Source organism: Flavobacterium geliluteum (assembly GCF_017948595.1).
GTDB lineage: Bacteria > Bacteroidota > Bacteroidia > Flavobacteriales > Flavobacteriaceae > Flavobacterium > Flavobacterium flavipigmentatum.
In genome coordinates, this window is sequence record NZ_JAGFBV010000021.1 from 46,705 (window position 1) to 60,001 (window position 13,297).

Sequence of the window (13,297 nt, forward strand, 5' to 3'; positions counted from 1 at the left end):
TTCTTGTAAGCATAAAAAAAAGAGTTTTAAAATCCTATTTTCTTTGAGATAGGATTTTTTTATGTCTAAATTCAAAATGTTAACATATAGTTAATTATGAAAATTAAAGCGATAATTATATAACTCAAAAAGATTGGTTTTAAACGAATTTTGACCTGTAGTTTTCTATCTACGGCAGATTATCCTTTTGTTCTGCCCAATCTGGGGCATCCAAAAAAGGATATAAAAGCGTAATGCGCTATACCAACCTGTACGTTTACAGTAAAGATCGATCTAAAGAAAATAAAGGCAAAATCATTGCACTTTTTTGCAAAAGACATACCCTATTTTGGTACACCTGACACTTAATAAGTAGCTGTTGTAAACACCTTATTGAGCAGGGTTGTGGTGCCAATATAGCTGTTGCCTTGCCATGATCAGGAATGTTATTCCTGAAGTCTGTTTTCTTTTGTTAGCATTGATAGAAAACCATTAAATAAAGAGGCTCTAAATCATTAAAAAAATACAATTATGGGAACAAAAAGTGGTACTTATCAAGACGTCTATATAAAAAGAGACAATGAAATGGTTAGCTTAAAGAAAGACGTGACAGATTTTTGCGAAAAATACATTAAACCGGTACATCCCGAAAATTGGGATTGGTCTGTACGTGATTTTGATACTCCTGAAAACGATCCGACAAGTGCTGAGGCACGTGCAATAGGCAATGTGATCCTGAGCGATTTGAACGAAAATGTGTCGACAGATGTTGATTTGTCTACAATGAATAATGTCGAGTCGATAAAAGCATATCTGAATCCAAACAGCAAACATGAACCTTTTAATATGAGGGAATTTGCTTTTGCCCTAAAAGTAGAACTCGAACACGGAAAAATTAAAGATGTTAATGTAACCAACAATCATCCTTTTTTGACAGCCATGATCGCATTGGCTCACATGACCGAGACATTAACCTATTATCAGCGCCTGAAAGTGATGGAAGCCGAAGGGGAAATCTACGAAATCATGCGCAAAATAGAAGCCACAACATCTGAAAAAGAAAAGTGGTACAAGCAACTTATGGAAGCCGAAGAAGAGCTGAAAGAAGCCAGATCAGGTCTTGATGACCGTTTAGAACGAATGGACGATATACCTACTTTGACCATTATTGGCGACTAAACATTGTGATATAAAACCCAAAAAAACCGTTAGACAGCTAACGGTTTTTTTGTTGAGGAGAAGTTGTAAAACAACTTTTAGAATTTTCGGGGATCGTTGTCAGGAATTTTTTCTTCTATAGCATCATCTTCTTCCATTTCGTCATCTTCCATTTCGTCTTCGTCGTCTTGATCAAGGTCTTCTAAATCTTCTGTTTCATCAAAATCATCCTCAAGAATATCGCTGGGATTATCCAGTTCATCATTTTCTTCTTCCAAATCCTCTTCGTCTATTTCGTCATATTGCAAATCCTGATCGGTATGAAAATCATCGTCCAAATCTTCCATATCGTCTTCGTCATTGGTAATTTGCTCCTTGCCCGGATCAGTCTGTTTAGGATCGTAACTGTTACGTACCGTATAACCAAGCTCGGCAGCTTCTGTATTGCTTTGAGGAGTAGGAGTATGTTTTGCCTTCTCGTTATCATAGCTGGCTTTTTCCGGCCAGATGTTTTTATGAGTCGGCTGGGTGTTTCCAGTTTCTCTATTCTCTCTTAAGATGCTGTTTTTTTGTGTTGTAGTTTGCATGATAATTTGTTTTTAATTGTTTTGTGTTTTACAAATCTAGTCAAGAACAGGAGGGGTTGTATTATAGAATTTTAATTGTCAATTCTATAATTAACAGCTGTTTAGGATGTAAAATAAGAACTTAATGATATAACAAGAGCCGTAGTAATCCGACTACTTTTATCAAATATTAATGTAAAAAAAATAGTCATTATGGAAACGAAAAGCAAACAAAAAAGCGCTCCAAAAAAAGACGCTAAAAAAAGCGTTTATACAAAACCAAAAGCAGATGCTGCATCTGGACTTACAGAATTGTTTGAAGACGGATTGAAAGATATTTATTGGGCAGAAAAAGCACTGACAAAAGCAATTCCGTTGATGGCAAAAAATGCTACATCTCCCGAGTTGATTGATGCACTTAATAATCACTTAACCGAAACCGAAGATCAGGTAACACGCCTGGAAACTATTTTTGGTCTGATAGAAAAAAAAGCGGTTGCTAAAAAATGTGATGCCATGGCAGGACTGATCGAAGAAGGAAAAGGTATTATGGAAGAGACGGAGATAGGGGTTGTGCGTGATGCAGGCATTATAGCGGCGAGTCAGAAAATAGAGCATTACGAAATTGCCACATACGGAACGTTGAGACAATTTGCCGAAACTTTAAACTTATTAGAAGTTGCAACATTGTTGCAGCATACTTTAGACGAAGAAAAAGACGCAGACAAAAAACTTACAGAAGTGGCTGTGAATGTCGTAAATCTTGAAGCTGCAGAGGAAAATTAATTTTCTAAAACCTTAAAAAGTACAATCTTACGGTTGTGCATTTTTATAACTTTCTTACCCTTATAATCATGAAAAAAGAATATTCAAAACACGAAGTCAATTATATAGAGAAATATCAAAATGAAGGATATACCACCAATTTTTTGTTTGATAAAGGATGCCTGGTCGATTCTGAAACCAAATATGCTTATCAGCCTGACGAAATTTTTATTGTAGCCCATCATCGTTACGAAGGCATGAGCGATCCTGATGATATGTCTATTTTGTATGTAATAAACACTAAGGATCAGAAACGAGGTACACATTTAATAGGATATGGCCCAATGGCTGATCTGGAAGAGGCAGAGTTTTTTAAAGATATTCCCGAAGAAAATTATTCTAAGAATGTCGATATTGATGAACTTACATAATACATCAAATTAGACTATCATAACTATCATCATAAATGATTATAATAAATTTCAATTTGGTTGGAAGCAGCTGTTTTCGGAACGATTCTGAGGCAGCTGTTTTTTTATATAGAAAAAACAAAAAGTAGTTTCCTATTAATTTTGAAAGATATCCTGATAATTGTATAACGAATTGATTAGCAATAAGTATGAAATTTGAATAATCAAATAATGAATCAAAATCAAAGCCGTGTATGTGTATGTAAACAGTTATGCACCGCTTTGTTTAAATCATATCAACATGAAAAATCTATACTTAAATACAGGCGGATTCAATGCTATCTTTACCGATCTTAAAGAAAGTTTTGATGGCGAGTTAACGGCTAACAACAACGAACATAATTTGGCCATAAAAACCAAATTTGCGCAAGGCAACATCAGTGGTGTGAGTTTTGACAAAGAAATTTCGTTTATGCATTTTGACATTGTTTTTTATAATGATGTTACGCTTAGTATAGAGTCAATTCAGACCGCTCCTGTGTTTTTTGCGTATTGCGAAGAAGGCAGTTTAACACACAGTTTTGGTGTTAGCGGGGATAAAAAAAGCATTAAAAGACAACAATCCGGGATTTTGAGCAACACAGCTTCTATCAATAGTGTTTTGCATTTTGAAAGTCATAAAAGAGTTCAGTTTTCACTTATCGTAGTGCCTACTATTTGTGAGAAGAATGAAAATTCAGTATTTATTTCACAACTAAAAAAAATGTTTACCAACGAGTCCGGTAATTACATTTATTTAGGTGCTGAAAACGCAAAAATCAGCATGAAAATGAAAGAACTTAAAACAGTCTCTGAAAAAAGAATAGCCAGAGGTTTGCTTAAGAAAAAGCAGATTTTAAAAAGCATTATCGAAATGGAGATAGCGCAACATAGTTATAATTATCTAAAAGTGCTTGATCCTATCATGAACCTTGCTACCCGACAAATTACCGAAATAAAGAAATTATCGCACTTTAATCTACAGGAAGCAATTTCTTCCTCGAGATTGGTCAGCAAAAATTATTTTCCTCGTATTTTTAAAGAAAAACAATTGTTTTCTATCCATAAACTATACAGCCAGAAATTAGCTAGCTAAAAAAAGCCTCCGATATTATTCAATTTTAGAAAAAACAGCTCTGCAAAGCTGTTTTTTTTGTTTTAAAATGGATGAGTTTTACATTCGATTATTTTATAAATCAGAAGTTTGGGGTTTAAAATCAGATATTTTCTTTTAAAGAAATAATTAAAAAAAAATAAAAGATGTTTAAAAAAAGTGAAGGATATTAGATGTTTTTTTAAGTATAATGTGGGAATTATGTAACTTTTTTAAAGTCTAATAAAACAATCCTTAACTTTTTTTTTATAAATTTGGCGCCTTACACACTATTTTGTAAGCGAATTTAATGTTCCGAAGCAAAATTACTTTTATTGAACCGAATTTTATTTTAAAATAATTTAATTCATAACGTTTTAACCTAAAAAATGGTATTAATTGTAGATGATATTCGGGCCAACATAATTGCCTTAAAAAAAACTTTAGAGCTGCATGAGATTAATGTAGATACTGCAGAATCTGGTGAAGAGGCTTTGAAGAAAATTCTGAAGACCAATTATTTCCTCATCATAATGGACGTTCAGATGCCTGGACTGGATGGTTTTGAAGTAGTAAAAATTCTCTCAGGAAATAAAAGAACAAAAGATATTCCGGTCATTTTTTTGTCAGCGATTAATATCGAAAAAAAATATATCTTTAAAGGATATGAAACTGGGGCAGTTGATTATGTAACAAAACCGGTTGATATTGATTTGCTTATTCTAAAAGTAAAGACATTCCTGAAACTTTATGAGCAAAAAAACGAGTTGAAAGTGATGAAAGATTTGCTTTCGAAGGAAATAAAAATTCGGAAAGAAGCTCAGGATAATCTCGAAATAAAAATCATCGAAAGAACCAAAGAACTGGTTTTAAAAAACGAAGAATTAGAATTGAAAAATCATGAATTACAGCAGTTTGCATGGGTAGTTTCGCATGATTTGAATGAACCCGTGAGGAAGATTCAAATTTTCATCAAAATTATAAAAGAATTATATTTGATTGATGATAAAAAAGCTATCGATTATGTAGACAGAACCATAAAATCGGCAGAGAGAATGCAAACTCTTATTACCGATTTGCTTGCTTATTCTAGATTGTCATCCAAGGTTCAGCCCGAGAAAACCGATCTTAATGAAGTTTTACAAGAAGTACTCTCTGATTTTGATTATCTGATAGAGCGAAAAAAAGCGATCATAAAAACGGGTGCGCTTCCTATAATAGACAGTATTCCGAGTCAATTGCGACAGGTTTTTCAAAACTTGATTGGTAATGCGCTTAAATTTTCCAGAAATGAAGAGGTTCCTATTATCAAAATCACTTCAGAGCTGATAAAGACCAAAGAATTTGATGCAGAAATTTCTCCCGACGGTGAATATTGCAGAATAATAGTTTCGGATAACGGAATTGGTTTTGACGAAATCTATTTAGACCGAATTTTTATTATTTTTCAAAGTCTCAACGACCGACAAACTTACGAAGGAACCGGGATAGGTTTGGCAATTGCCAAAAAAATAATGGAAAAACACAACGGACTCATAACCGCCAAAAGTCAAGTAGGCAAAGGAGCGAGCTTTATTATGGTGCTTCCTTTAAAATATGATAATAAATAATTGATTTACTGTCTATGAAAAGTAATTTTAAAAGAAATTTATTAATAAGCACAATGGGTTCATTGCTTATTTTGACGATTAGTTCTACTGCTTCATTTTTGAGTATCAGAAGTTTACTAAATAGTAATAGTTTGGTAAATCATACTCAAAGTGTTATTTATAATTTAAATGAAGGTGCCTCGATCATTACAGAAGCACAATCCTATATGCGAGGTTATTTAATTACTGGTGAAGAGCAATTTTTGACCAAATACAATGAGGCAGAAAAAGAATCAAACATCTATTTTGACAAACTCGATGAGCTGACAATTGATAATGTTTTGCAGCAAAAAACACTGGAAGATTTAAAACCCTTACGCCTTAATTTTTTTAAATATTTAAACAATCAAATTGTAAAAAAACAACTTAATAAAAAAGTCACAGATTTTGACCTTGCAGAAGGAAAAAGAATGATTGAAGAGTTAAAAAATTATTTTAGACGTATTGAAAACACAGAACAAGTACTTTTAAAAGAGCGAAATGAAAATTCTGAACGCTATGGTAATTATAGTTTTGTACTCATTGTAGTAGCCTTTTTTGTTGCTTTTTTTATTTCTATTATTTTTATAATCAGGATTTTAAGAGATTTTAATCAACGTGCTTTTTTGCAACACGAACTCGAAATAAAAAATAAAGAAACAGCCCAAAGAATTGAGGCGATAAGTGCCATAGCAACCAATATTTCTAATGGTAATTATGACATTCGCATAGACGATACTAAATCTGATGCGTTAGGAAATGTGGGAGAATCGCTCAATAATATGGGTATTTCTCTAAAAAAATCTTTTACTTTATTATCAGAAAAAGAGTGGATGCAGACTGGTATCGCAAAGCTTAATAATGTGATGTTGGGAGATAAATTAATGAATAAATTATCTAAAGATATCATTGAGTTTTTGTGCAGTTATACGAATAGCAGTGCAGGAGTTTTGTATGTTTTAGAAGGCGATGAGCTTGTGGCAACAGCTGGATATTGTTACATTCCTACCAAAAACAGAGAGCGCATTCAAAAAGGAGAAGGTTTGTTAGGGCAATCCATTATTTCAGGAAAAGTGTTAGAACTAAAAGAATTGTCTCCCGATAATATTCCGATCAATTATGCTTTGGGCGAGATAAAACCCACGCATGTTGTAGCAGTTCCTTTGCTCGACAATAGGGTAGAAGGAGCACTGGAATTGGTTAGTATTTATGGCTTTACAGAACTTCATTTGGAGTTTTTGAGAATTATTTCGAATAATATCGGAATTGCGATAAAATCGACACAAAACAGAAAGCGTGTTCTGGAATTATTAGAAGAAACCAAATCACAATCTGAAGAATTGCGCATTCAGCATAGCGAATTAGAAGCCATAAATTCTGAGTTGGAAGTACAGACCGAAAAATTGCAGGCGTCTGAAGAAGAACTTCGAGTGCAACAAGAAGAATTAGAACAGACCAACAAAGAACTTTCTGAGCGTAGTGTTTTATTAGAAGAAAAAAACACAGAAATTCAAAAGAAATCAGAAGCTTTGGAGGTTACAACTCGTTACAAATCAGAGTTTTTGGCCAATATGTCTCACGAATTAAGAACGCCTTTAAACTCGATTTTGTTGCTTAGCAGATTGTTATCTGAAAATAACAGTAAAGGCATGAATGAGGAGGAAATTGAGTTTGCCAAGGTGATTCAGAGTTCCGGAAATAGCTTACTGGCTTTGATTGATGAGATTTTGGATTTATCAAAAATCGAAGCAGGGAAGATGGAGCTTGAGTTTTTAGATGTTACTACCAAAGAAATAACAGATAGTTTATCTAATTTATTTACTCAGGTTGCCAAAGAAAAAAATATTGGTTTCGAAATTATTTTAAAAGAAGCGCCAGTTGTCATTAAAACAGATAAAATGCGTCTGGAGCAAATTTTGAAAAATTTAATTTCGAATGCTATAAAATTTACAGACAAAGGTTCGGTAAGTTTAGAAATAAAAATAAACGATGATGACGATCAGATCATTTGTTTTATAGTAAAAGATACAGGAATCGGAATCCCTTTAGACAAACAACCGCTTATTTTTGAAGCTTTTCAGCAGGCAGATGGCTCTACCAAACGTAAATACGGAGGAACAGGTCTCGGGTTGTCTATTAGTAGAGAATTGGCCAAATTGCTGAGAGGCGAAATAATTTTACACAGCGACGAAGGAAAAGGAAGCAGTTTTACTTTATGTTTACCTGTTTTTGGTTCAGCGCTTAAAAAAGTCGTAGTAGACAAAATACCACCGATAGAAATTACCGACACAGAATTTGAAGAGCTAAAAAAATTAAAAAACAAATACATTGCAAGTTTAGTTCCTGAAGAAATAGAGGACGATCGCGATACTATTTTGCCCGGTGATAAAGTAATTTTAATCGTAGAAGATGATATTAACTTTGCAAAGTCATTATTGGCTTTTAGCCGTAAAAAAGGATATAAAGGGGTGGTCTCGGTAAGAGGTGATTATGCCTTAAATTTTGCACTTCTTTACAAACCCGTGGGTGTTTTATTGGATATTGAACTTCCGATAAAAAGTGGTTGGGAAGTTTTGGATGAATTTAAAAATAATATGCAAACGAAACATATTCCCGTGCATATTATGTCTTCTCACAAACTCAAGCAGGAAAGTTTGTTAAAAGGCGCTGTAGATTTCTTAGACAAACCAGTCGCTTTTGATAAAATTCCAGAGGTTTTCATGCGAATAGAACATATTATTAGCAAAGAATCGCAAAAGGTTTTGATTATAGAGGACAATCCGAAACACGCAAAAGCATTATCATATTTTTTAGAAACATACAATATCAACTCAGAAATTAAAAGTGAAGTAGCCGATGGTTTGGTGTCTTTAAATAAAAATGATGTGGATTGTGTTATTCTGGATATGGGAATTCCGGATAAACATGCCTATCAGATTTTGGATGGTGTCAAGAAAAATCCGGGATTAGAGAATCTTCCTGTAATTGTATTTACGGGTAAAAGTCTTTCTATAAAGGAAGAAATAAAAATCAAGAAATACGCTGATTCTATTATCGTAAAAACGGCTCATTCGTACCAAAGAATGCTCGATGAAGTATCACTTTTCCTGCATTTGGTAGAAGAGAAGAAAGTGACAGACAGTGCCAAAGAAAGTTATAAAAAACTTCATTTGTTGAATAATGTCCTGCATGAAAAAAAGGTCTTGATTGTAGATGATGATGTTCGAAATATTTATTCGCTGACCAAATCGCTTGAAGCTTTTAAAATGAATGTTATTACAGCATTTGACGGAAACGAAGCTATAAAAATATTAGAAGAAAACCCCGATACCGATATTGTTTTGCTAGACATGATGATGCCAAACATGGATGGTTATGAAACTGCCGAAAAGATCAGAATGAATCCAAAATTCATCAATTTGCCGTTGATTGCGGTAACGGCAAAAGCAATGACGGGCGATAGAGAAAAATGTATAAAAGCCGGCGCTTCAGATTATATTACTAAACCGGTAGATATTGACCAGTTATTATCATTATTGCGAGTTTGGTTGTATGATAAAAATTAATAAAGCATTCAGATATGAATAAAAAACGAATCTTAATTATTGACGATGATTCGAGAAATATTTTTGCTCTTGTAAATACATTACGTGCAAAATCTTTTGATTGTTTGTCTTGCTTGAGTGCCGAAGATGCATTAAAATTATTAGAAAATGATGAGCATATTGATGCCATTTTGATCGATATGATGATGCCCGAAATGGATGGTTATGATGCTATTCCATTAATTAAAAAAATTCCTTTGCGAGAAAAGGTATTAGTAATTGCGGTGACGGCTCAGGCCATGACTGGAGATAAAGAAAAATGTCTTGATGCAGGAGCAGACGATTATGTTTCAAAGCCTATCGATGTTGATAAATTGCTTCTGGCATTATCCAAAATTTAAAACAAATGATAGAAGACATTGAGTTAGAAACCCTAATTAATGATATTTACGAATATTATGGTTTTGACTTTGGAAGTTATTCTAAGGCCTCCTTAAAAAGGCGTGTAAATCGGGTTTATCAGTTGGGTGAATTTGAAAGTTTCTATGAGTTTCTGTCCAAAGTTCGTTCTGATCCAGAATATTACAGAAGTATGATAGACGAAATAACAGTCAATGTGACGGAGATGTTTCGTGATCCTTCTTTTTATGCTGTGGTAAGAAAAGAGATTTTACCTATATTAGCGACAAAACCTTTCATTCGCCTTTGGCATGCAGGCTGTTCTACCGGCGAAGAGGTATATTCTATGGCAATAATCTTAAAAGAGGCCGGATTGCTGCACAAATCATTATTATACGCTACAGATGTAAATGCCACGGTTATAGAATCTGCAAAAAAAGGTATTTTTCCGTTGCGAATGATGAAAGAATACTCAGAAAATTACCGTGATGCGGGCGGTCAGGAAGATTTTTCAAATTATTATATAGCCAATTATGGTATTGCTAAATTTAATGCAGAATTAGCATCAAAAATGGTTTTTTCTCAGCATAATTTAGTTTCAGATAATTCTTTTAATGAATTTGATATGATTTTATGCCGAAATGTTCTCATCTATTTTGATACTGATTTGCAAAAAAGAGTTATTAATTTATTTGATGAAAGTTTGTCTATTTTAGGCTTTTTGGCTTTGGGGACAAAAGAAACCATAAAATATTCTATATCTCAGACCAAGTACAAACAGTTAGGGCAGGAAAAAATATGGAGGAAAGTAAAGTAAAAAAATGCAAAGTAGTAATAATTGGCGGTTCTGCAGGGAGCTTACAGGCTTTATTACAGATATTACCTCAATTACCTCCTATACGTTCGTTTGCGATTGTAATTGTCCTTCATAGAAAAAGTACCGACGATACAGCATTAGAAAATTTAATAAAATTAAAGTCAAAAATACCCGTTTTTTCTGTAGAAGATAAAGTGCCTTTACGAGCAGGATTTCTTTATATTGCTCCTTCAAATTATCATTTATTGTTTGAAAAAAACGGTATACTTGCCCTCGATACTTCCGAAAAAATAAATTATAGTCGACCTAGTATTGATGTTTCTTTTGAATCGGCATCAGAGGTATATCAAACTGACTTGGTCGGAATTCTATTATCTGGTTCTAACACTGATGGTACGGCTGGGATTAAAGCAATTCAGGAGGCAGGAGGAACAATTGTAATTCAGGATCCTAAATCGGCCGAAATGCCTTTTATGCCCAATAATGCAATCGCCAACACCATACCAGATTACGTTTTAAACGTACAGCAACTATTAGATTTTATTATTTTACTTGATAAATAAAAGCAAAAACCTCTATTTTAAAACAATAAAATAGAGGTTTTGAAAATAATATATTGACGAAGCGTAGTTATAGTACTAATTCTCCCAAAGCTTCTTTGCTAAAACCAACTAAATCTTCAGTTTTACCAGCTTTTATTTTAGCTGCCCAATTTGGATCAGACAAAAGAGGTCTTCCTACGGCTACCAAATCAAAATCGCCTCTATCGAAACGTCTGTTTAATTCGTCTAAAGAAGTAGGTTCAGAACTTTCTCCAGCAAAAGCGCCAAAGAAATCAGATGAAAGCCCGACAGAACCTACTGTGATAGTAGGAGCCCCGGTCACTTTTTTGGCCCATCCAGCAAAATTAAGATCAGAATCCTCAAACTCAGGCTCCCAAAAACGACGTTGTGAACAATGCAAAATATCAACACCTGCATCAACAAGGGGAGTTAGCCAAGCTTCTAATTCTTGCGGATTTTTGGCTAGCTTATAATTGTAATCAGAAGGTTTAAACTGCGAAAAGCGCATGATAACGGCAAAGTCATTACCCACTTGTTTCCTAATTTCTTTTACAACCTCAACAGCAAAACGATTGCGTTCCGGCAATGTTTTTCCACCATAAATATCGGTACGCAAATTGGTTTCAGATCTAAAAAATTGGTCAATTAAATAGCCGTGAGCACCGTGAATTTCTATAGTGTCAAAACCAAGTCTTTTAGCGTCAGCAGCGGCTTTTCCGAAGGCAATTATAGTAGCTTCAATATCTTTTTCAGACATAGTGTTGCCATTATTAAAATCAGGACGATTTAGACCCGATGGTCCTTCAAAAGGAACTGGAGGAACCCATCCCGAATGGTGATTGTCCATAATTCCCATGTGCCATATTTGTGGCCCCATTTGTGCTCCGGCGGTGTGAACTTTATCAATTACCTTTTTCCATCCTTTTAGGGATTCTTCTCCATAAAAATGAGGAACATTTGCATCATTTGAAGAAGATGGTCGATCGATTACCGTTCCTTCCGATAAAATCAGGCCTACTTGACCTTCTGCTCTTTTTTGATAGTATTCGGCTACCTGATCAGTCGGAACGCCATTTGGAGAAAAAGAACGTGTCATGGGGGCCATTAGGATTCTATTTTTTAGATGTAATGTTTTTAAGTTAAAAGGTGTAAACAAGTTAGTTGTACTCATAATAATTTACAAATTAGATTGAATTAATTTACTGAGTGCTTCAAAGGCACTTTCGTTGCGTTTGTAGTATGTCCATTGTCCAACGCGTGTAGATTCTATAAATCCGGCGCGTTGCAAAATCGACAAATATTCAGAAACTGTCGATTGGGTAAGGCCTGCTTTGGCTTGTATTTGTCCTACGCAAACTCCATGTTCAAATCCTGCATGCTGGAGTTGTTCCGGAAAGTTGATTTCGGGTTCTTTGAGCCATTCCAGCATTTGTAATCTGGATTTGTTAGACAAGGCCTTAAATATTTCTATATGTTCCATGATGCAAATATATCGACTTTTCCCGATATACCAATTTAAACTATTTTATTTAGCAAAATTTTAAGACAGGGCAGTAGTGCTCTTAATTCTTAAAAATTAGCAAGAGACTTTAAATAGAATACAATATTATCATCAATAAGTTTTTATATTTGTGTGATTAAAAAATTGATTTGGCCCCAATTTATCTAAACTAACGTATTTTAATTATGAAAAAAGTAATCTTAATTTTAGGATTTTTAATTTGTGTTTTTACAAATGTTCAGGCGCAAAATGTAGGAGTTGATGTGGGTGATATCGCTCCTGAAATTGACCTTCCAGATGCTCAAGGAAACAATGTTGCATTATCTTCTTTACGTGGAGGATTGGTTCTTATTGATTTTTGGGCTTCCTGGTGCGGGCCTTGTATCAAAGAACAGCCAGAATTATTAAAGCTCTACAATACTTATCCCGAAAAACTTGCTATTTACGGCGTTTCTTTAGATTCAAAAAAGAGTGCATGGACGGGAACTGTTGCAAAATTAAAGATTCCGTGGACACAAGTTTCAGATTTAAAGTATTGGAGCTCGCCCGTGGTTTCCAGTTATATGATTCAGGCGCTGCCGCTTAATTTCTTAATTGATAAAAATGGAGTTATTCTGGCAAAAAATATTCATGGTGCTGCATTAAATGATTTTGTTAAAAGTCAGCTTGGGCAATAATATCCGTTACAATATCGATTGCTTCTGGAATTCCTTTACCAAGTGGTTTGAAAAAAAGCTTAACATTGGAGAATCTTTTTAAATTCTTATCTTTGATAACAGTAAATCAATGATTAATTAACTATTAATTAATCATATTATTGATTTTTAAATAATT

13 protein-coding genes are annotated in these 13,297 nt (G+C 34.0%); 10 read left to right on the top strand and 3 right to left on the bottom strand.

Annotated features, from left to right (window positions below; all coding sequences use genetic code 11):
* Nucleotides 1-510: 510 nt before the first annotated feature.
* A complete protein-coding gene (locus J3495_RS13215; protein WP_210667018.1) occupies nt 511-1,158 on the top strand; it encodes a DUF5661 family protein in 648 nt (215 codons plus the stop codon).
* Nucleotides 1,159-1,235: 77 nt separating this feature from the next.
* Here J3495_RS13215 and J3495_RS13220 read toward each other — a convergent pair whose 3' ends face one another.
* Nucleotides 1,236-1,724 (bottom strand): hypothetical protein, encoded by a 489-nt coding sequence (locus tag J3495_RS13220; RefSeq protein ID WP_210667019.1) that lies wholly within the window; start codon nt 1,722-1,724, stop codon nt 1,236-1,238.
* Between the two features lie 192 nt (nt 1,725-1,916).
* Between J3495_RS13220 and J3495_RS13225 the strand changes: the two genes are divergently transcribed.
* From J3495_RS13225 to J3495_RS13260, 8 genes are all read left to right on the top strand, one after another.
* A complete protein-coding gene (locus tag J3495_RS13225; protein ID WP_210667020.1) occupies nt 1,917-2,489 on the top strand; it encodes a YciE/YciF ferroxidase family protein in 573 nt (190 codons plus the stop codon).
* A gap of 68 nt (nt 2,490-2,557) precedes the next feature.
* Nucleotides 2,558-2,899, top strand: coding sequence for a hypothetical protein (locus J3495_RS13230; RefSeq protein ID WP_210667021.1), 342 nt, complete (start codon nt 2,558-2,560; stop codon nt 2,897-2,899).
* A gap of 280 nt (nt 2,900-3,179) precedes the next feature.
* Complete coding sequence (locus J3495_RS13235) at nt 3,180-4,013, top strand: hypothetical protein (protein WP_210667022.1); 834 nt, start codon at nt 3,180-3,182, stop codon at nt 4,011-4,013.
* 386 nt (nt 4,014-4,399) lie between these two features.
* A complete protein-coding gene (locus J3495_RS13240; protein WP_210667023.1) occupies nt 4,400-5,620 on the top strand; it encodes a hybrid sensor histidine kinase/response regulator in 1,221 nt (406 codons plus the stop codon).
* A gap of 14 nt (nt 5,621-5,634) precedes the next feature.
* Nucleotides 5,635-9,204 carry a response regulator gene (locus J3495_RS13245; protein WP_210667024.1) on the top strand — a complete coding sequence of 1,190 codons (3,570 nt, stop codon included), beginning with the start codon at nt 5,635-5,637 and terminating at the stop codon, nt 9,202-9,204.
* Nucleotides 9,205-9,218: 14 nt separating this feature from the next.
* Entirely contained in the window at nt 9,219-9,584 is a 366-nt protein-coding gene (locus J3495_RS13250; RefSeq protein WP_210667025.1) for a response regulator, read from the top strand.
* 5 nt (nt 9,585-9,589) lie between these two features.
* Complete coding sequence (locus J3495_RS13255; RefSeq protein ID WP_210667026.1) at nt 9,590-10,399, top strand: CheR family methyltransferase; 810 nt, start codon at nt 9,590-9,592, stop codon at nt 10,397-10,399.
* Entirely contained in the window at nt 10,381-10,962 is a 582-nt protein-coding gene (locus J3495_RS13260) for a chemotaxis protein CheB (RefSeq protein ID WP_210667027.1), read from the top strand. Before J3495_RS13255 ends, J3495_RS13260 begins: the two co-directional genes overlap by 19 nt.
* Before the next feature lie 67 nt (nt 10,963-11,029).
* Here J3495_RS13260 and J3495_RS13265 read toward each other — a convergent pair whose 3' ends face one another.
* Both J3495_RS13265 and J3495_RS13270 read right to left on the bottom strand, forming a co-directional pair.
* Complete coding sequence (locus tag J3495_RS13265; RefSeq protein WP_210667028.1) at nt 11,030-12,133, bottom strand: NADH:flavin oxidoreductase; 1,104 nt, start codon at nt 12,131-12,133, stop codon at nt 11,030-11,032.
* Nucleotides 12,134-12,139: 6 nt separating this feature from the next.
* Nucleotides 12,140-12,442 carry an ArsR/SmtB family transcription factor gene (locus J3495_RS13270; protein ID WP_210667029.1) on the bottom strand — a complete coding sequence of 101 codons (303 nt, stop codon included), beginning with the start codon at nt 12,440-12,442 and terminating at the stop codon, nt 12,140-12,142.
* Nucleotides 12,443-12,648: 206 nt separating this feature from the next.
* Here J3495_RS13270 and J3495_RS13275 point away from each other — a divergent pair, with 206 nt between their 5' ends.
* A complete protein-coding gene (locus tag J3495_RS13275; RefSeq protein ID WP_210667030.1) occupies nt 12,649-13,140 on the top strand; it encodes a TlpA family protein disulfide reductase in 492 nt (163 codons plus the stop codon).
* Nucleotides 13,141-13,297 lie beyond the last annotated feature (157 nt).